Annotated in this window: 9 protein-coding genes; 5 read left to right on the top strand and 4 right to left on the bottom strand. The window is 67.6% G+C overall.

What is annotated here, in order from left to right:
* Nucleotides 1-26: 26 nt before the first annotated feature.
* The 5 genes from HWX62_RS01125 (at nt 27) to HWX62_RS01105 (ending at nt 10,977) form a co-directional block, all read left to right on the top strand.
* Entirely contained in the window at nt 27-2,390 is a 2,364-nt protein-coding gene (locus tag HWX62_RS01125) for a CHASE2 domain-containing protein (protein WP_175930866.1), read from the top strand.
* 583 nt (nt 2,391-2,973) lie between these two features.
* Nucleotides 2,974-7,458 (top strand): YadA family autotransporter adhesin, encoded by a 4,485-nt coding sequence (locus tag HWX62_RS33180; protein WP_244136165.1) that lies wholly within the window; start codon nt 2,974-2,976, stop codon nt 7,456-7,458.
* Between the two features lie 16 nt (nt 7,459-7,474).
* Nucleotides 7,475-8,296 carry an OmpA family protein gene (locus tag HWX62_RS01115; RefSeq protein ID WP_175930836.1) on the top strand — a complete coding sequence of 274 codons (822 nt, stop codon included), beginning with the start codon at nt 7,475-7,477 and terminating at the stop codon, nt 8,294-8,296.
* A 418-nt stretch (nt 8,297-8,714) separates the two neighbouring features.
* Nucleotides 8,715-10,022, top strand: coding sequence for a dicarboxylate/amino acid:cation symporter (locus HWX62_RS01110; RefSeq protein WP_175930837.1), 1,308 nt, complete (start codon nt 8,715-8,717; stop codon nt 10,020-10,022).
* A 13-nt stretch (nt 10,023-10,035) separates the two neighbouring features.
* Nucleotides 10,036-10,977 carry an amino acid ABC transporter substrate-binding protein gene (locus HWX62_RS01105; RefSeq protein ID WP_175930838.1) on the top strand — a complete coding sequence of 314 codons (942 nt, stop codon included), beginning with the start codon at nt 10,036-10,038 and terminating at the stop codon, nt 10,975-10,977.
* Between the two features lie 80 nt (nt 10,978-11,057).
* Here HWX62_RS01105 and uvrA read toward each other — a convergent pair whose 3' ends face one another.
* From uvrA to HWX62_RS01085, 4 genes are all read right to left on the bottom strand, one after another.
* Nucleotides 11,058-16,952, bottom strand: a complete 5,895-nt coding sequence (uvrA, locus tag HWX62_RS01100; protein ID WP_175930839.1) for an excinuclease ABC subunit UvrA — start codon at nt 16,950-16,952, stop codon at nt 11,058-11,060.
* A 166-nt stretch (nt 16,953-17,118) separates the two neighbouring features.
* Nucleotides 17,119-18,576 (bottom strand): amino acid racemase, encoded by a 1,458-nt coding sequence (locus tag HWX62_RS01095; RefSeq protein WP_175930867.1) that lies wholly within the window; start codon nt 18,574-18,576, stop codon nt 17,119-17,121.
* Nucleotides 18,576-19,850, bottom strand: coding sequence for a dicarboxylate/amino acid:cation symporter (locus tag HWX62_RS01090; RefSeq protein WP_175930840.1), 1,275 nt, complete (start codon nt 19,848-19,850; stop codon nt 18,576-18,578). The genes HWX62_RS01095 and HWX62_RS01090 overlap by 1 nt, the downstream gene beginning before the upstream one ends.
* A gap of 184 nt (nt 19,851-20,034) precedes the next feature.
* Nucleotides 20,035-20,949 carry a LysR substrate-binding domain-containing protein gene (locus tag HWX62_RS01085; protein WP_175930841.1) on the bottom strand — a complete coding sequence of 305 codons (915 nt, stop codon included), beginning with the start codon at nt 20,947-20,949 and terminating at the stop codon, nt 20,035-20,037.
* Nucleotides 20,950-21,001 lie beyond the last annotated feature (52 nt).

Genomic DNA, 21,001 nt, shown 5'->3' with positions numbered 1-21,001 from the left:
GCATGCGTGCGTGCAATGAGTCACATCTGATGCGTGGCGACGCGCTGCGTATTCCCGACGGTTTCGTGCGCGAATGCATCGTGATGGGTGCGTTCGTGCTGTTGCTGTGCGTGGTGCTGACGAGCTCCGGCGTGCTGCGTCGCGCCGACCTGTTCTTCTTCGACATCGTGCAGCCGCTGCTGCAGCGGCCGTCGCCGCAAAAGGTCGTGCTGATCGCGATCGACGGCGCGAGCGCGAAGGCACTGGGCGGATGGCCGGTCAAGCGCGCCGACTATGCGACGCTGATCGACCGGCTGAGCGCGGCGGGCGTGGCCGCCATCGGGCTCGACGTCGCGATGACGCATCCGGGCAGAATCCTGCCCGCGGGCGACGCGTGGCTGGCCAGCGCGATCGAGCGCAACGGCCGTGTGGTCCTGCCGGCCGTGGTGGCCGACGACGATGGGGACGGGTTGCCGAACGTGGTGCCGCCGCTCGAGCCGATCGCGCGCGGCGCATTCGCGATCGCGCAGGTCAACGCCGCACCGAACGCGGACGACGTGTTGCGCAGCTTCTATCTGCGGGAAGGGCCGCCGAATCTCGACTACGAGCACATGAGCGCATCGCTGCTCCGTGCAAGCGGCGTGCCGTTCGCGGAATGCGACGAGCCGCCGGCCCGTCGCGCGATTCGCTGGACCACGGCGTGCCGCCGCTACGTGCCGCTCGGTTCCTCCCCTCCGTATCGCACGGTGCCCTTCGTCGACGCGCTCGAAGGTCGCATCGATCCAGGCTTGCTCAAGGATGCGATCGTGCTCGTCGGGCCGACCGCGGGCATCGCGGACACGCACTTCGTCACGCCGGGCCACGCGCCGCCGTCGCGCGCCGGCGTCGAGTTCGTCGCGCAAGCCACTTACGCGCTCGCAAGCGGATCGCTCGTGCGCAGCGCATCGTGGCCCGCCCAGTTGCTGTTCAGCCTCGCCGTGCTGCCGTGGCTTTGCGCGGCACTGTGCGCGCTCGGCCCGCGCGCCGCCCTGCTCGCTTCCACGGTCATCGCGCTCGCGCTGTGCGCCACGTCGCTGCTGTTGCTGAAGACCGCGCATCTGTTCTGCTTTCCGGCCACGGCGGTAGCCGCGTGCGTGCTGGCGTATGCGCTCAGCGCATGGCGGCGGCAGGAAACGTTGCTGCGCTATCTGACCCGCGAAGCCGAGCGCGCGATCGCGGACCCGTGTCTGCCGGGCGACACCCCCGCTCACACGAACGCGATCGATCCGTTCCGCCGGCGGGTGATCGTGATGAGCGCGATGATCGCGCGCCTGCGGCGCTCCGCGCATCTGATTTCCGAATGGATGAACAGCCTGCCGGAAGCCACGCTCCTCGCTTCGGCTTCGGGTGCCGTGATGCTCGCGAACCGCCTGGCGCTCGACCTGTACGGGACAAATGCGGCGCAGCGCGGTGCGCTGCCGCCGGCTACCGGCCGCCATGCGGCCCACGTGCTGCGCGCGATGACCGCATCGGACGACGTGGACCGATACGTGCACCGCGCGCTGCGAACGCTGGCCGAGCGCAACGGCGCCGCGCACGCCAGCGAAACGCCCGCGCCGATGGACGGCCTCGAGATCGTCAATGCGAAGCAACGGTCGTTGCTGGTGAAATGCGCGATCGTGCCCGCACGCGAAACGAGCGACGGGATGCTGATCTTTCACGTTGCCGACGTCACCCCGTTGCGCGCCGCCGAACGCCAGCGCGATACCGCGCTGCGCTTTCTGTCGCACGACATGCGCTCCCCGCAGGCCGCGATACTCACGCTGATCGAACAGCGTCGCGAAGCGCCGCGCGCATTGCCCGAAGCGCTGTTCGTCGATCTCGTCGCCCATTACGCGCGCAAGACGCTCACGCTCGCCGACCAGTTCCTGCTGCTCGCACGCGCGCAGGCGCGCTCGCCGAAAGCGACGGAAGTCGATCTCGTGCCGCTGCTCGGCGACGCGGCCGACGATCTGTGGGCGCATGCGAGCGCGAAGCGGATCACGATCCGGTTGAACGCGGAGCCGGGGATGCTCGTCGTCGCCGATGCGTTGCTGCTGCGGCGCGCATTCGCGAATCTGATCGACAATGCGATCCGGTTCAGCCCCGAGGGCGCAACCGTCGCCGTCGCGGCCGACGAAAGCGGGGACCGCTGGCGCGTGACGGTCGCCGATACCGGTGTCGGCATACCGCAACATCAATTGCCGAACCTCTTCACCGAGTTTTTCCGCATCGACGCGAGCGGCGCGAGTGCCGGCCATGGCCTCGGGCTCGCGTTCGTCAAGCAGGTGATCGACGCGCTCGGCGGAGAAATCCGCGTCGACAGCGCCGTCGGACGCGGGTCGGTCTTCACGCTGCTTCTGCCTCGAAGCGCCGCGCCGCGCGATCGTTGAAACCCGGCGCGCGGCGCCGTTTTTCCCGATTCCGTCGCCGGCTCGAAAGCCGCCGCCGAATCGCCGCATAACGCCGCGGCATTTCCATTGCATCGATTTAAAGAACTTACGTTTTTTCGCGCCTTCCAGCCGTTATCCAAATTCGCCGCAAACTGCATTCATTTTGTTGCGAAAAACCATCTCGAACGACCGAAAACCGTCACTCGACCGCCGGCCGATCTGCCGGGAAGCTTCGCCCGTCGGTCGTCTCCGCACACCCGTTTTCTTTGTTCACATTTCGCTCACAATTATTCAGATTTGCCCGCTCTCGTCCCGGAATACCTTTCCCTTATTCTATGGACCAACGGGTTCTTGCCCGTTTCGATTAATCGAATTTGCCCGCAAAAAAGGCATAAACAATTCGATGGGCTGAAGTGATTATTTTCGGCCTGACGCGAGCAATCGATTGATCGAAATCGCCTTATCGCAAGACTCGTTTCCCGATAAATACAGTTTTCACACGGCTCGACAGACATTCAGCGCGCCCGGCATTCCTGGCTGGCCCGGTGCGCGGATGGCGCGCGCCGCTTACCGGCAGAAATCCATGAACAAGACTTACCGCACTGTGTGGAACGCGGCACGCGGCGCAATCGTCGCGGTATCCGAACTCGATCGGGCCAACGGCAAGGGCAAAGCCGGTGCCGGGGCCCGAGCCGTCGCGCGCGGCACCGGCACGTCGGCCGCGCTGAAATCCGTGACGCTCGCCGTGCTCGGCAGCATGGCGATGTGGTCGGGCGGCGCGGCGGCTCAGGTGGCGGTTTCCGGCACGAATTGCCCGGGGACGGCGACCGCGAACACGAACAACGGCATTGCGATCGGCTGTAATGCGAATGCCGCGGCGACGAGCGGCGCGATCGCCATCGGCGCGAACGTCACGGCGAGCGGCGTCAACGGCACGGCCGTCGGCATCTTTTCGCAGGCATCCGCTCAAGGTGCATCGGCGTTCGGGACGTCGGCGAACGCGAGCGGCCTCAATTCCGCGGCGATCGGACCCGGCGCGAAGGCACAGGGTTCCGCCAGTAGCGCGCTCGGCAGTTTCGCGAACTCGGTGAGCGCCGGCTCGGTCGCCGTCGGCACGGCGACCGCCGGCTCGACCGCGGCCAGCGACACAAACAACATCGCGATCGGCCCGAGTGCCTTTGCGACAGGCGGCACGGGGGCCGCCACGCACGGCTCGGGGCAGGCGATCGCGATCGGTGACTCGTCGTCCGCCACCGCGCTGCAGGCGATCGCATTGGGCGGGAACGCGATGGCTTCGGCACAGGACACCTTCGCGGCCGGCGCAGGCGCGACGGCTGCCCAGCAAGGCGCGATCGCGCTGGGCACGGCGGCGAGCGCGGGCGACCAGTACGCGATCGCGCTCGGTTGGCAGTCCGTCGCGACCGGGTTTTACGGTGTTGCGATGGGCATCGGCTCGCAGGCGACGGCAGCCAATACCGTTGCCCTCGGCCCGAACGCGCAGGCAACCAACGCGGCTGCCACCGCAGTCGGTAACGGCGCGAAGGCGAGCGGCAACACGTCGCTCGCGATCGGCGGCCAGGCGCTCGCGATCGGCGACGGCACCGTTGCGGCGGGCCAGGGCGCCGGCGCAGGCTCGACGACCGCCAACACCGGCTCGGTCGCGGTCGGTCTCGCGACCGGCACGCTCGTGAAAGGCGCGCAGAACACCGCAATCGGCGGCGGCATCGCAAGCGCGATGCGCGGTGCCGGGTCGGGCGTCACGGGTACGCGCAACGTCGCGATGGGCAGCGGCGACGGTACCGTCACGTACGACGGCACGCTGGCCGCTTCCGCGGGCAGCCTCGTATCCGGCAACGACAACGTCGCGATCGGCACCAATGCGGGGATCGGTGTCACCGCAAGCGGAACCACGTCGGTCGGCCTGAATGCCAAGGCATCGGGCACGAACGCGATCGCGATGGGCGCGGGCGCGCAGGCCAGCGGCGCGAACAGCCTGAGCATCGGCACGGGCAACGTCGTCAGCGGCGCGAATTCCGCCGCGATCGGCGATCCGAGCACCGTCACGGGCTCGGGCTCGTATTCGCTCGGCAACAACAACACGATCAATTCGAACAACGCGTTCGTGGTCGGCAACGGCGTGTCCGTGCCGACCGGCCTCGACGGCGCGGTCGTGCTCGGCAACGCATCGACGGTGTCGGCCGCCGTGCAGACGCCGAGTGCCGTCATCGGCGGAACGACCTACACGTTCGCGGGCGGCGCGCCTGCCGCCGGCGACGTCGTCAGCGTCGGGGCCGCGGGCCGCGAGCGTCAGATCACGCACGTCGCGGCCGGGCAGATCAGTTCGTCGAGCACGGACGCGATCAACGGCTCGCAGCTCGCCGCGACGAATACGGCGCTCGATTCGCTGTCGACGTCGACCGCATCGAGCATCACGTCGTTGTCGACGTCCACGTCGACGGGCATCGGCTCGTTGTCCACCGGACTCAGTTCGACCAATAGCTCGGTGACGTCGCTGTCCACTTCCACGTCGACCGGCATCGGCTCGTTGTCCACCGGACTCAGTTCGACCAATAGCTCGGTGACGTCGCTGTCCACTTCCACGTCGACCGGCATCGGCTCGTTGTCCACCGGCCTGAGCTCGACCAACAGCTCAGTCACGTCGCTGTCGACGTCGACGTCCACCGGTCTGTCGTCGGCCACCAGCTCGATCGTCTCACTGTCGACGTCCACGTCGACGGGCATCGGCTCGTTGTCGACCGGCCTGAGTACAACCAACAGCTCGATCACGTCGCTGTCCACGTCGACCTCGACGGTCGTCGGCTCGTTGTCCACCGGCCTGAGTTCGACCAACAGCACGGTCACGTCGTTGTCCACGTCGACGTCGACAATCGTCGGTTCGTTGTCCACCGGCCTGAGTTCGACCAACAGCACGGTGACGTCGCTGTCGACGTCCACGTCGACGGGCATCAGCTCCCTGTCCACCGGCCTGAGCTCGACCAACAGCACGATCACGTCGCTATCCACGTCGACGTCGACGATCGTCGGCTCGCTGTCTACCGGTATCGGTTCACTGTCCACCGGCATCGGCTCGCTGTCGACGGGGCTGAGCACGACCAACAGCAACGTGACGTCGCTGTCGACCGCCACGTCGACCAGCATCGGTTCGTTGTCGACCGGCCTGAGTTCGACGAACAGCTCGGTCACGTCGCTGTCCACCGGCTTGTCGAGCACGGACAGCAACCTGACGTCGCTGTCGACGGCCACGTCGACGGGCCTGGGTTCGCTGTCGACGGGCCTCAGCTCGATCGCGAACAACAACACGAACCTCGGTAACAGCACGGCCGGCGCGATCGGCGGCGGCGCGACCTACGATCCGACCACCGGCACGATCTCGGCGCCGTCGTATGTGACCTACAACAGCGACGGGTCGACCACGATCAACAACAACGTCGGCTCCGCGATCGACAACATCAACGCGCACGGCATCAAGTATTTCCACGCGAACTCGACCGCGCCGGACAGCCAGGCGGTGGGCGTCGACAGCGTCGCGATCGGCCCGAACGCGATCTCCAGGGTCGACGGCAGCATCGCGCTCGGCTCGGGCTCGGTGGCCGACCGCGCCGTGGTGCCGTCGTCGGGCATCCTGCGCAACGGCAGCGCGTCGATCCCGTTCGACACGACCGACCAGACGCTGCTCGGCGCGGTCTCGGTGGGCGATGCGACGAACAAGACCTACCGCCAGATCACCAACGTCGCAGACGGCACCGGCCAGCAGGACGCGGTGACGGTGCGGCAGTTGACCGGCGCGCTGCAGTCGTTCGCGGTCACGGCGCAGAAGTACTTCCACGCGAACTCGACGGCGGCGGATTCGCTCGCGGTCGGCGCGGAATCGGTCGCGGTCGGGCCGACGACGGTCGTCAACGGCGACAACGGCGTGGGCATCGGCAACGGCGCGATCGTCGATCAGACCGCACCGGGCGGGGTCGCGATCGGCCAGGCGGCCAGCTCTGCGCAGGCCGACGCGATCGCGCTGGGCAGCGGCGCGACGGCGACCGGCGCGCAGTCGGTCGCACAGGGCGCGAACGCGGTGGCGGTCAGCGTGGGCAGCGTCGCGCTCGGCTCGGGTGCACGCGGCACGGCGACCGACGCGCTCGCGCTCGGCGCCGGTGCGTCGGCGACGTTCGCGAACAGCGTCGCGCTGGGCGCCGGTTCGCTGACCACGGTCGGCGCGCTGACGAACTACGTCGCATACGGGCTGAGCAGCCCGCAGTCGTCGGCCGGCGAAGTGAACGTCGGCAACCGGCAGATCACGGGGCTCGCAGCCGGCAAGAACGGCACCGACGCGGTGAACGTGTCGCAGCTCGATTCGGTCGCCAACCAGCTGACGACGCTGATCGACCAGCGCACGACCAACCTCGGCGGGCAGTACACGACGAACCCGAGCGGCGGCAACGTGCCGCCGGGCTCGACGGGTTCGAATTCGTCGGCGGGCGGTTCGGGGGCGGTCGCGTCGGGCTCGAACAGCACCGCGGTCGGCAATAGCTCGACGGCGTCCGGCAACGGCTCGACGGCGATCGGTGTCGGCTCGACCGCATCGGGCAACAACTCGACGGCGATCGGCGCGGGCAGCAACGACGGCGGGCGCTCGAACGTGGTCGCGGTCGGCTCGGCGGATTCGGCGCGGCAGGTCGTGAACGTCGCGGCCGGCACACAGGGCACCGACGCGGTGAACGTGAACCAGCTGAACGCGAGCGTGGGCACCGCGCTGTCGCAGGCGAACAGCTACACGGACGGCCAGGTCGCGAGCCTGCGCAACAGCCTCGACAGCTATCGCCGCGACGCGGACGGCGGCACCGCGACGGCAATGGCCGTGGCCGGCCTGCCGCAGCCGTCCGGCCCGGGCAAGAGCATGGTCGCGATCGCGGGCAGCGTGTACCGCGGCCAGTCGGGGCAGGCGCTCGGCATCTCGACCATTTCCGAGAACAACCACTGGATCTACAAGGCGGCCGTGTCGACCAACACGCGCGGCACGTACGGCGCGGTGGTCGGCGCCGGCTACCAGTGGTAAGCGGACGAGCGATTCGATGCGAAACATGAAACGGAACAACAGACGAACCATGAAAACTCGACAGGCTGTGCTGCTCGCGGCGTGCGTCGCGACTGCGGTCTCAATCACGGGATGTGTGGTGCCCCACACGCCGCCCCGGTTTCCGGACGCGGCGTCCGCGTCGCCCGCGGGCGGCACGTTCGTGAACGTCGCGAACCTGCGCAACGTCAGTACGGGCCTCAACAAGGATCAGCTCTACGATCTGATCGGGCCGCCGCACTTTCACGAGTGGTTCGTGGGCAACCATGTGTGGAACTACCTGTTCGATTTCCGTCGCGGCGACCAGGTAGTGTCCTGCCAGTACCAGGTGCAGTTCGACAAGGACATGCGCGTGAGCGCGACGTACTGGCGCGATCCGCAATGCGCGGACTTCGTACGCGTCACGACACCGGCGGCGGCCGTCGCGAAGCCCGCGCCGCTCGAACAGTTCGCGATCGAAGGCGAGGCCCTGTTTCCGTTCGCGAAGTCGAGCCTCGATTCGATGCTGCCGGGCGGTCGCGCGGAGCTCGACGCCGCGATTGCGAAAATCCGCAACGAAGCCGGCATGACGAGCATCGACGTGGTCGGCCACGCCGATCGCATCGGCTCGGAAGAAAGCAATCGCGCGCTTTCGCTGGCGCGAGCTGAAACGGTGAAGCGCTATCTGGTGACGCACGGAATCGACGCCGCTCGCATTCGGGCCGACGGCGTCGGATCGTCGCAACCGGTGTCGCATTGTCCGCCCGGAGAAACACCGGCGGTCATCGCGTGCCTGCAGAAAGACCGGCGGGTGACGATTACGGTGTACGGGCAGCGCTGAGTTGCCGCGTCAGCGGGCCGAACGCGCCCATTCGCGGGCCGCGAGGAACGTCCGGCCCGCGGCGCAAGCGTGCGATTTCGGCACGAGCCTGCCGGGTCCGCGCATGAACGCGGCCTGTTCGCACCCGGCTGCGGCAACGCAACATCGTCGGTCGACGGGGGCGAGACATGCGCGAATGACGCGCCCCGTCGCCGCCATCCGCCGGCCTGTCGAACAGGCGATGTGCTGCTCCGCACAAACCGGCATCGGGTTGCGCCGGCTCCGGGCACGAAGCGCCACCCGTGCCATCGCCGTCGCCCGGCTCGGCCGTCATCCGGCGCTAGCGCAAACCCCGATCCGGTTGCACTATTCATCGCCATTCTGGTCCTGTATCGTCCCTCCATCCCCGATTGCGAAACCGCTGCATGGGAGGCTCACGATGCGAAAAAAGAATGCTGCAGCCGTCTGGATCCTGATCGCGATGGTGGCAGGCATCGCGATCGGCTACATGGTCTTCACGAGCTTTCCGGACAAGAAGGCCGCCGCCGAAATCGCCGGGTACATCTCGCTCGTGTCCGACGTGTTCCTGCGCCTGATCAAGATGGTGATCGGGCCGCTCGTGTTCTCCACGCTGGTCGTCGGCATCGCGCACATGGGCGACGCGGCGTCGGTCGGGCGCGTGTTCGCGAAATCGATCGCCTGGTTCGTCACCGCGTCGCTGGTTTCGCTGCTGCTCGGGCTGCTGATGGCGAACCTGCTGCGGCCCGGCGACAATCTCGGCTTGCCGCTGCCGGACATCGGCGCATCGGCGAACCTTGCGACCTCCAAGTTCACGCTGAAGGATTTCGTCGGCCACATGGTGCCGAAGTCGTTCGCCGAGGCGATGGCGAACAACGAAATCCTGCAGATCGTCGTGTTCTCGATGTTCTTCGGCGTCGCGCTCGCCGCGCTCGGCGACCGCGGCAAGATCCTGATCGCCGCGATCGACCAGTTGTCGCACGTGATGCTGAAGATCACCGGCTACGTGATGAAGCTCGCGCCGCTCGCGGTGATGGCCGCGATGGCCGCGACCGTCGCGGTCAACGGGCTGTCGGTGTTGCTGAAGTTCGCGGTGTTCATGGGCGACTTCTACGTGAGCCTGTTCCTGCTCTGGGCACTGCTCGTCTGTGCGGGGCTGCTGTTCCTCGGGCCGCGGGTGTTCAAGCTGCTGGTGCTGATCAAGGAAGCGTTCATGCTGTCGTTCGCGACGGCCAGCTCCGAAGCCGCGTACCCGAAGATCCTCGACGCGCTCGACCGGTTCGGCGTGAAGCGCAAGATCTCGAGCTTCGTGATGCCGATGGGCTATTCGTTCAACCTCGACGGCTCGATGATGTACTGCACGTTCGCGTCGCTGTTCATCGCGCAGGCGTACAACATGCATCTGTCGCTCGGCACGCAGGTCACGATGCTGCTCGTGCTGATGCTCACGTCGAAGGGGATGGCCGGCGTGCCGCGCGCATCGCTCGTCGTGATCGCGGCGACGCTGCACCAGTTCGGGCTGCCGGAGGCCGGGCTGCTGCTGATTCTCGGCGTCGACACGTTCCTCGACATGGGCCGCTCGGCCACCAACGCGGTCGGCAATTCGATCGCGAGCGCGGTGGTCGCGAAATGGGAAGGTCAGCTCCTGTCGGAAGCGGAAGCCGAAGCCAACGCGGCGCGCATCGAAGCGGAACAGGAAGCGACGCTCGCCCATCCGACCGAAGTCTGACGGAGGCCCGGCGATGAAGATGCAGCGATTCTGGCGGGCGCTCGCGCTCGCGGGCCTGCTTGCCACGGGTGCGATCGCGCGCGCGGACGATGCGCCGTCGACGCCGCCGCGCGTCGAGCCGTTCGCGCCGGCCCAACTGACCGGCACGCTCGCGAAGGTGCGCGGCAGCGGGACGATCGCGCTCGGCTATCGCGACGCGTCGATACCGTTCTCGTACCTGAACGCGCGCAACCAGCCGATCGGCTATTCGATCGAGCTGTGTAAGGCCCTCGTATCGTCGATCGAGGACGCGATCAACCGGAACCTGACGATCCGCTGGGTGCCGGTCACGTCCGACAACCGCATTGACGCGGTGGTCAGCGGGAAGGTCGACCTGGAATGCGGCTCCACGACCAGCAACCTCGAGCGCCAGAAACGCGTGGCGTTCTCGCCGATCATCTTCGTGGCCGGCACGAAGGTGATGGTGAAGCGCGGCGCGCCGATCCGCTCGTTCCGCGATCTCGCGGGCAGGAAAGTCGCGGTGACGGCCGGTACGACCAACGAGAAGGCGCTGCGCGACCTGAACGAACGGTTCCGGCTCGGGATTCAGCTACAGGTGGTGCCCGACCACGCGCAGGGCTTCGCGCTCGTCGCGAACGGCGGCGCCGACGCGTTCGCGACGGACGACGTGCTGCTGTACGGGCTGATTGCCGAGAACGCGAGCAAGGGTGGCCAATACGACGTGGTGGGCGATTTCCTGTCCTACGATCCGTACGGCATCATGTTCCGCAAGGACGATCCGCCGCTCGCGCAGATCGTGAAAAGCACGTTCCAGGAGCTGGCCGCCGACGGCGAGATCGCGCGCCAGTACAAGCGCTGGTTCCTGCGCCCGCTGCCGTCGGGCTTGAGTCTGAACCTGCCGATGAGCCCGCAACTGGAGACCATCATCGAGACGATCGGCGTGAAGGGAGAATGAGTGCGGCGACCTGAATGACGAAACGAGAGCGGCCGCGATGCCTCGTCGGGCACCGCGGCCGCTCGCCGGATGCAACGCGTTCAGCCGACCCGCGCCGCGCCCTGCCGCTCCGTTTCGGCGCCTTCGCCGGCCGTTCGCGCCAGCACCGGCTTCAGCGCCTGCCCGGTATGGCTTGCCTTCACCTGCACGAGCCCTTCCGGCGGCGCCGCCCCGACGATCGTGCCGCCGCCCACGCCGCCTTCCGGGCCGAGATCGATGATCCAGTCGGCTTCCGCGATCACGTCGAGGTCGTGCTCGATCACGACGACGCTATGCCCCGCGTCCACCAACCGGTGCAGCACGCGGATCAGCTTCGCGACGTCGGCCATGTGCAGGCCGACCGTCGGCTCGTCGAGCACGTACAGCGTGTGCGGCGCCTTCTGGCCGCGCCGCGTGACGTCGTCGCGCACCTTCGTCAGTTCGGTGACGAGCTTGATGCGCTGCGCCTCGCCGCCGGACAGCGTCGGCGACGGCTGGCCGAGCGTCAGGTAGCCGAGCCCCACATCCTTCATCAACTGCAGCGGATGCGCGATGTTCGAGATCGGCGCGAAGAATTCCACCGCCTCGTCGATCTCCATCGTCAACACGTCGCCGATGTTCCGGCCGCGCCACGTGACGGCGAGCGTCTCAGGATTGAAGCGCTGCCCGTGACACACGTCGCACGGCACCTTCACGTCGGGCAGGAAGCTCATGCCGATCGTGCGCACGCCTTGCCCTTCGCACGCCGGGCACCGCCCGTCGCCGGTATTGAACGAGAAGCGCGACGCCGTATAGCCGCGCGCGCGTGCTTCGAGCGTATCGGCGAACAGCTTGCGAATCGTGTCCCATACACCGATGTAGGTAGCCGGGCATGAACGCGGCGTCTTGCCGATCGGCGTCTGGTCGACTTCGAGCACGCGATCGATCTGCTCCCAGCCGCTCAGCGATTCGCAACCCTGCCACGCGTGCGTGACGTTCAGCGACGGCCGCGGTGCGCTGCGCGCGAGGACGCTCGAACGGCGGTTGGCGGCCGGCGCGTCCTGCTGCGCGGCCTTGCGCGCACGCCGCGTGGCCGGCGACGACAGCACCGAGCGGCCGACCGCATCGAGCAGGTTCGTCATCAGCACGTCGCGCGCGAGCGTCGATTTGCCCGACCCGCTGACGCCCGTCACCGCGACGAGCCGCGCAAGCGGAATGCCGACCGTAACGTCGCGCAGGTTGTGCAGCCGGGCGCCATGCACGGTCAGCCAGGCTTCCGGCACGGCGGCCCCGCCCTTCTTGCCCGGCAGGCTCACGCTGCGGCGCGGCTGCAGCGGGTGCGTCATCGGCTGCGCGAGCAGGCGCCCCGTCACCGAATCGGCCTGCGCGGCGAGATCGGCGACCGCGCCTTGCGCGACCAGCGTGCCGCCGCGCTTGCCGGCGCCGGGGCCGACGTCGATGATGTGATCGGCGCGGCGGATCGTGTCCTCGTCATGCTCGACGACGACGAGCGTATTGCCCTTGTCGCCGAGCTTGCGCAATGCGTCGAGCAGGATCTGGTTGTCGCGCGGATGCAGGCCGATCGTCGGCTCGTCGAGCACGTAGCACACGCCCTGCAGGTTGCTGCCGAGCTGCGCGGCGAGCCGGATGCGCTGCGCTTCGCCGCCCGACAGGCTCGGCGCCGCGCGGTCGAGGCTCAGGTAGCCGAGCCCGACTTCCTCCAGAAACGCGAGGCGGCTGCCGATCTCGCTGACGATGTCGCGCGCGATCTGCGCGTCGCGCCCGGCGAGTTCCAGCGCGTCGATCCAGCGGCGCGTGTCCGACACCGTCCACTGCGCGACCTCGACGATCGGATGCGCGTCGAACGTCACCGCACGTGCGGACGGGTTCAGCCGCGTGCCGTGGCAATCCGGGCACGGCTCGTTGCCGACGCCTTCCGGTTCCTGCTCGTCCGACGGCAGTGTCTGTTCGCGGCCGCGATCGTCGCCGGCGAGCACCGTGTCGTCGTATGCGGCGCGCTGTTCGCGCGTGAGCGTGACGCCGGTGCCGACGCAGGTCGTGCACCAGCCGTGCTTGCTGTTGTACGAGAACATCCGCGGGTCGAGCTCCGGGTAGCTCGTGCCGCATACCGGGCACGCGCGCTTGACCGACAGCACCTTGACCGAGCCGACCTCGGCGGTCGAATGATCGTTGCGCATCGCATCGTGCAGCCCGTCGAGCGGCGCGAGCAGGTGCATCACGCCCTTGCCGAGCTCGAGCGTCTCGTCGAGCCTGCGCCGCAACTCGGCTTCGTTGTCCGGCGACACGACGAGATCGGCGACCGGCAATTCGATCGTGTGCTCGCGGAAACGGTCGAGCTTCGGCCACGGATCGACCGGCACGAACTCGCCGTCCACACGCAGATGCGTGCTGCCGCGCGCCTTCGCCCACTTCGCGAGATCCGTATACACGCCCTTGCGGTTGACGACGAGCGGCGCGAGCAGCCCGACGTGTTCGCCGCGGTGATCGCGCAGCAGTTGCGCGGCGATCGATTCGACGGATTGCGACGTGACCGGCGTGCCGTCGTGGATGCAATGCTGCAGGCCGAGCTTCACATACAACAGCCGCAGGAAGTGCCACACCTCGGACGTGGTCGCGACCGTGCTCTTGCGCCCGCCGCGCGACAGCCGCTGCTCGATCGCGACGGTCGGCGGAATGCCGTACACCGCGTCGACCTCGGGGCGGCCGGCCGGCTGCACGATCGAGCGCGCATATGCGTTCAGCGATTCCAGATAGCGGCGCTGGCCTTCGTGGAACAGGATGTCGAACGCGAGCGTCGACTTGCCGGAACCCGACACGCCGGTGATCACGTTGAACTTGCCGTGCGGGATGTCGACGTCGAGCGCCTTCAGGTTGTGCTCGCGCGCGTTGACGATGCGCACGACGTCCTCGCCTTCGATCGCGCGGCGCGCGCGCGCCGCGTTCAGCACGGCCTGCAGCGGCACGCCTTCGTCGGCGCGCGCCGCTTCGCCATCCATCTCGCGGTCGTACTGCAGCAGCGCCACGCCGGTATGCGATTCGGCGCAGGCCTTCACGTCGTCGGGCGTACCCGCGCACAGCACGAGGCCGCCGCCGTCGCCGCCTTCCGGGCCGAGATCGATCAGCCAGTCGGCCGCGCGGATCACGTCGAGGTTGTGCTCGATCACGATCAGCGAATGGCCGGCCGCGAGCAGCTTGCCGAACGCCTGCATCAGCTTCGCGATGTCGTCGAAATGCAGCCCGGTGGTCGGCTCGTCGAACATGAACAGCTTCGCGCGGGCGATGCGCGCCTCTTCCGTCGCGACCCGGCGCCCGTTGGCCGCCGCCGCCGACTCGGCGAGGAAACCGGCCAGCTTCAGCCGCTGCGCCTCGCCGCCCGACAGTGTCGGCACCGGCTGGCCGAGCTTCACGTATTCGAGGCCGACGTCGACGATCGGCTGCAGCACGCGCAGCACCTCGGCATCGGTCGCGAAGAACGCGGCCGCTTCGCTGACGGTCAGGTCGAGCACGTCGGCGATGTTCAGCGCGCGGCCGTCGCGCTCGATGCGCACTTCGAGAATCTCGGCGCGGTAGCGGCTGCCGTCGCAATCCGGGCAACGCAGGTAGACGTCGCTCAGGAACTGCATTTCGATGTGTTCGAAACCGGAGCCGCCGCACGTCGGGCAACGGCCGTCGCCCGAGTTGAAGCTGAACGTGCCGGCGCCGTAGCCGCGCTGCAGCGCGAGCGGCGCCTTCGCGAACAGCTTGCGGATTTCGTCGAACGCGCCGACGTAGCTCGCCGGGTTCGAGCGCGTGGTCTTGCCGATCGGCGACTGGTCGACGAACACGACGTCGCCCACCCGATCGGCGCCCGTGAGGCTGCGGTACGCGCCCGGCGATTCGGTCGCCTTGCCGTGGTGCCGCGCCATCGCCGGATACAGCACGTCCTGCAACAGCGTGGATTTGCCGGAGCCGGACACGCCCGTCACGCACACGAGCCGTTGCAGCGGAATCTCCACCGTGACGTCGCGCAGGTTGTGCTCGGTCGCGCCTTCGAGCACGATGCGCGGCGTGTTGGCGTCAACCACGCGGCGCGCCCAGTTCGACGCATGCGCGACCTGCTTGCGGCCGCCGAGATACTCGCCCGTCAGCGTGGGGGCCGACCGGATGTCGCCCGGCGTGCCGTCGTACACGATCGTGCCGCCGCGCTCGCCCGGGCCGGGGCCCATGTCGATCAAGCGATCGGCCGCGAGCATCACCGACGGATCGTGCTCGACGACGACCAGCGTATTGCCCGCGTCGCGCAACCGCTGCATCGCCTCGACGATCCGCGTGAGATCGCGCGGATGCAGCCCGATGCTCGGTTCGTCGAGCACGAACAGGGTTTTCGTGAGCGACGTGCCGAGCGCGGTCGTCAGGTTGATCCGCTGCACCTCGCCGCCCGACAGCGTGCGGCTTTGCCGGTCGAGCGTCAGGTAGCCGAGCCCGACGTCGCACAGGTATTTCAGGCGCGTGCGCACCTCGGCGAGCAGCAGTTTCAATGCATCGTCGAGCAGTGCGCTCGGCAACACGATATCGTCGAAGAAGCGGCGGATGCGCTCGATCGGCAGCAGCATCAGGTCGTGCACGGTCAGGCCCGGCAGCGCTTCGAGCTGCGCGCGGCTCCAGTCGACGCCGCGCGGCATGAAGCGATCGGCCGGCGCGAGCACGCTGTCGGCATTCTCCTTCGAGCCGAGCCGCCATTGCAGCGATTCGGTCTTCAGGCGCGCGCCGCCGCACACGTCGCACGGCGTGTAGCTGCGGTATTTCGACAGCAGCACGCGGATGTGCATCTTGTACGCCTTCGATTCGAGGTAGCCGAAGAAGCGCTTCACGCCGTACCACTGGCTCTGCCACTTGCCGTTCCAGTCGGGCGAGCCGTTGACGACCCAGTCGCGCTCGGCGTCGGTCAGCTCGGACCACGGCACGTCGCGCCGGATGCCGGCCTTCGCCGCGTAGCGCATCAGGTCGTCCTGGCACTCTTTCCACGCGGGCGTCTGCATCGGCTTGATCGCGCCGCCGCGCAGCGTCTTGCGCGCATCGGGAATCACGAGGCCGAGATCGACGCCGATCACGCGGCCGAAGCCGCGGCAGGTTTCGCACGCGCCGTACGCCGAGTTGAACGAGAACAGCGCCGCCTGCGGCTCCGCGTAGCGCAGGTCGCTGTCGGGATCGTGGAGCCCGGTGGAGAAACGCCAGATCAACGGCTCGGCCACCGCGTTTTCCGCTTCCGCCGCGAGCACGTACACGTTCACGCGGCCACCGCCGCGCTTCAGCGACGCCTCGATCGCCTCGACCACGCGTACCTTGTCGGCCTGCTGCACGCGGAAGCGGTCGGCCACCACGTCGAGCATCTTGCGCGGCCCGGTGGGCGACGCGACTTCGCGCTGCGCCTGCACGCGCGTGTAGCCGCTCGCCGACAGCCACTGCGCGACCTCTTCGTCGGACGCGCTCTCCGGCAATTCGACCGGGAACGTGACGACGACGCGCGGATCGTCGGCGCGCGTGCGCTCGACGAGCTCCGCGTAGATTGTTTCAGGCGTGTCGTGCCGCACCTGCCGCGCGGTCTTGCGGTCGAACAGCTCGGCCGCGCGCGCGTACAGCAGCTTCAGGTGATCGTTCAGTTCGGTCATCGTGCCGACGGTCGACCGCGAACTGCGCACCGGGTTGGTCTGGTCGATCGCGATCGCGGGCGGCACGCCGTCGACGCGCTCGACCTGCGGACGATCCATCCGGTCGAGGAACTGCCGCGCGTACGCGCTGAAGGTTTCGACGTAGCGCCGCTGGCCTTCCGCGTACAGCGTGTCGAACACGAGACTCGACTTGCCGGAGCCCGACGGGCCGGTCACGACCGTCATTTCACCGGTGCGCAGGTCGAGATCGAGATTCTTGAGGTTGTGCTGACGTGCTCCGCGTATGCGGATCAGATTGCTGGATGACAATTTGCCTGCCCGTCTGATTGAGTTAGCCGGAATTCACGGTGCCGGAACGCTGCGGCGGATGCCCGCAGGCGCGGCGCACGCGCCGCGACAAGGGATGCCCGCGCGGCTCGAGTTCGGCAGATACTATACTGTATATTCATACAGTTTTCCACGGGCAGACCGCAGCTCACCCGCCGCCCGCCCCCGCATAGGCAATGCACGTCCGTGCGAGCACGTCCGTCGGGTCGACGAGCGTTGCACGCGCCCCATTTCGCGCGACGTATTCGCCGCCCGGCAGCAGGATCGGCAGTTCGGTGCAGCCGAGCACGATCACGCTCACGCCGTCGGCGATCAGCGCGTCGACCGCCGCGCCGATATCCTCGTTGCACTGTCCGGTCGTGAAGCCAGCCTTCACGCCGTGCTTCCCGTAGATCGCCTCCATCACACGCGCCTGCAGCGCCGCCGTCGGCGCGACTTGCCGGAGCCCGTGCGATTCGAGCGCCTTTTGATAGACGCCGCTTTCGATCGTGCCGGACGTCGCCAGCACGCCGACCTCGCGCAGCGCCGGCCACGTATCGCGCAAGTGAGCGACCGTCACGGTCAGCATGTTGACGATCGGAATGCCGAGGTGCGGCTGAATCCGTTCGACGAACGCGTGCGCGGTGTTGCACGGAATCGCGATGACGTCCGCCCCGCCTTCCTCGAGCCGCTTGCAGGTTGCGTACAGCGAGATCGTCGGGTCCGCGCCGGCGCCCACCAGGTTCTCCGTTCGATCGGGAATCTGCGGATTCTGTTCGACCAGCAGCTTGACATGGTCCTGATCGCGCGACGCCGGCGTGTTGCGTACGATCTTGTCGAGAAAATCGACCGTCGCGGCCGGGCCGACGCCGCCGACCACGCCGATCTTGAACGCCGCCGCACGCAAAGCCGGCTGTTCGGTCAGCGCGTACTGCGCATAGGCCTGATTCGAATCCACGAGCGGCACCCGCGGCGGACGGATTTCATCGGCGACCAGCGCGATCTCGGTCAGGCCGGGGACGATCACGTGCACGCCCTGATCGATCAGGTCGTCGCACGCGCGGCGCAACAACTCGACCGGACGCCCCCGAAGATTGCCGCGCTTGATGCCGCCGGCGCCGTAGACGGCTTCGGTCACGAGGTCGATCCCGTCGTGCGGCCGCGGATGGACGACTTCGAACCGTGGCGCCGGGAAATACGTATCGAAGAGCCGCTTGTCCCGCACGTAGTCGGAAGCCAGCACGCCGATACGCGTCGCGTCCGGATACGTGTGCCGCACGTGGCTGCGAACGGCTTCGACGATATCCACGATCGGCAGGCAAGTATTCGCCTTCAGCTCGTCGATGAACGTATGGCTCAGGAAGCACGGCAGCACGACCGTCGTCACGCCGCGCTTCTCGAACTGCCGGATCATGTCGAACACATACAGCTTGCGCTCGAAGGTCGCCGCACTGCCGGACCCCGAGCCCTTGAACGGGTATTGTTCGAAGATCACTTCGGGGTGCGCTTCGTCCGACGGCGCAGGCGTCGCCTTCACCATCTTGAACAACACATCGGCACTGCCCAGCGGCCCGAGGCCGCCGACCACGCCGAATGTCCGCCGCGCGGTCACGTTGTCCGTGCGCATCATGCGTTCAGCTCCGGCCGGTCGAATACGGCCTCCCGCGGCTTCGCGGCGCGCCGGCTCTCCCATTTCGCGATCACCGCCGTCGCCACGCTGTTGCCGATCACGTTCGTCATCGTGCGGCCCATGTCGAGGATCTGGTCGATCGCGAGGACCAGCGCGACGCCGGCCACCGGCAGATGAAACATCGGCGCGACCGCCGCGACCACGACCACCGACCCGCGCGGCACGCTGGCCATGCCCTTGCTGCTCAACATCAGCACCAGCAGCATGAACACCTGCTCCGACAACGGCATGTGGACGCCGAACGCCTGCGCGATGAAGAGGGCGGCAAACGCCTGATACATCATCGAGCCGTCGAGGTTGAACGCGTAACCGAGCGGCAGCGTGAAGCCCACCACCTTCTTGTCGACGCCGAACTGCTCGAGCTGCTCGGTCAGCCGCGGATACGCGGCCTCGCTGCTCGCGGTGGAAAACGCGATCAGCGCGGGTTCGCGGACGGCCTTCAGCAGGCTCCCGATGCGTCGTCCGAGAAACAGGTAGCCGACGCCGATCAGGATCGCCCAGAGGACGAGCAGCCCGAGATAGAACGCGCCGATCAGCTTCCCGTACGTATAGATCACGTCGAGCCCGCGCAGCGTGACCGACGACGCGATCGCCCCGAACACGCCGAGCGGCGCCGCGCGCATCACGACGTTCGTCAGGCGCAGCATCACCGGCACCATCCCGTCGATCGACCGGATCACGACGCTCACGCGCTTGTCGTGCTTCAGCGCACTCAATGCAATGCCGAGAAACACCGAGAACACCAGGATCTGCAGGATGTCGTTGCGTGCCATCGCGTCGAGCAGGCTGGTCGGGAACGCGTGCGTGATCACGTCCCGCGCGTTCAGCGCGGCAGTGTTCAGTCCGGTGCCGACCTCGCCCGCGGTTGGCGTGAGGTTCAGGCCGGCGCCCGGCTGCAGCGCATTCGCCATCGCGAGGCCGAGACTCAACGAAATCAGCGACGCGCAGATGAACCACCCGATCGAGCGCAAGCCGATGCGCCCGACGTCGTCGCCGCTGTCCATGCCGGCCAGCCCGGACACGAGCGTCACGAACACCAGCGGCGCGATGATCATCTTGATCAGCCGCAGGAAAATGTCGGTGACGATCGAGAAATAGCCGGCGACCGCTTTGAGCGTGGCCGGGTCCGCGATATTCGCGTGGCACGCATAGCCGGCGACGACACCGGCGATCATGCCGACCGCGATGCTCAAGGTAAGGCGATTTTTCATGTCCATTCGTCCCTGGGTGGCGCCCGGCCGCCGGAAGGCGGACGAGCGCGGCGAAGAAGGCCGCGTGACGCTTGTCATGCGTCACATTTGCCGTTGGAACGAATGGTAGGGACGGTCAAAAAAACGGTGATGCCGGAGCAACATGGCGGTATGCGCGCCCCGCATAACGCGGGAAAACCCCGACTCAGCCGAGCCGGGGAGGCGTCGCACGCAGGTGCTGCCACAGCGTGTCGAGGAATTCGCTGCGGTTGGACACGTCGCGATACACGCGGAGCTCGACTTCCAGGTTCCACGCCGCCGGCCCGGCCGGCACGAGTTCGCCGGCCGACAGTTCCGCGGCGATCGCGCTGCGGGGCAGCCACGCGACGCCCTCGCCTTCCATCACGAGTTTCTTCAGCACTTCGGCCATGTCGGACTCGTAGTGCAGTTGCAATGCCGGCGCATCCGGTGCGCGGCCGAGCAGCAGCGCGAGGCAGCGCCCGAAGTAGCTGGTCTCCGTATACGAAATCAGCGGCAGCGGGTTCTGCTTCGTGCCGGGCAGGCGGAATGCAGGCGCGGATCGACGGTTCGGCCGGCACGCCGGCATCAACGTGTCGAGCCCGACGGTCAGGTGCGCGTACTTCGCCGGATCGAGATGAAGCGGCAGTTCCGGATGGTGGTACGCAAACATCAGCTCGCAATTGCCGTTGACGAGCATCAGGATCGAATCGTGGACATTGGTCGGAATGACGCGCGCCCGCACTTCGCCGAAATGCGGTGCGAGCGCCTTGAGCCATCCGGGCAGGAAACTCAGTGCGATCGTGTGGCCCGCGGCGATCTGCAGGCTCTTGCCGGCGATCCGCTGCTCGGTGCGGATGATCGCGCGGGTGTCGAACAGGCGGCTGAGCACGTCCTCGGCCGTCTCGCGAAACAGGCGGCCGGCCGGCGTCAGCACCGGCGGAAAGCTGCTGCGATCGATCAGCTCCGCGCCGATCCATTGTTCGAGCGACTGGATGCGGCGGCTGAAACCCGACTGCGTGACGTTGCGAAATTCAGCGGCCCGGGAAAAGCTTTGATATTGGGCGAGGGCGAGGAAGTCCTCGATCCATTTGATTTCCATGTCGGCCCTCGAGGTACGCGGGAGGAGTCGGTCTGCGCGCGGCACGCGGATC

Source organism: Burkholderia sp. BCC0506 (assembly GCF_902833145.1).
Classification (GTDB): Bacteria; Pseudomonadota; Gammaproteobacteria; order Burkholderiales; family Burkholderiaceae; genus Burkholderia.
This window is presented reverse-complemented; position numbering and strand designations above follow the sequence as displayed.

Coding starts and splice junctions, on each gene's coding strand:
- HWX62_RS01095 (WP_175930867.1), bottom strand. CDS start 18,576: ATGCGCACGGACAACGTGACCGCGCGGCGGACATTCGGCGTGGTCGGC.
- HWX62_RS01110 (WP_175930837.1), top strand. CDS start 8,715: ATGCGAAAAAAGAATGCTGCAGCCGTCTGGATCCTGATCGCGATGGTG.
- HWX62_RS01105 (WP_175930838.1), top strand. CDS start 10,036: ATGAAGATGCAGCGATTCTGGCGGGCGCTCGCGCTCGCGGGCCTGCTT.
- HWX62_RS01090 (WP_175930840.1), bottom strand. CDS start 19,850: ATGAAAAATCGCCTTACCTTGAGCATCGCGGTCGGCATGATCGCCGGT.
- HWX62_RS01085 (WP_175930841.1), bottom strand. CDS start 20,949: ATGGAAATCAAATGGATCGAGGACTTCCTCGCCCTCGCCCAATATCAA.
- HWX62_RS33180 (WP_244136165.1), top strand. CDS start 2,974: ATGAACAAGACTTACCGCACTGTGTGGAACGCGGCACGCGGCGCAATC.
- HWX62_RS01115 (WP_175930836.1), top strand. CDS start 7,475: ATGCGAAACATGAAACGGAACAACAGACGAACCATGAAAACTCGACAG.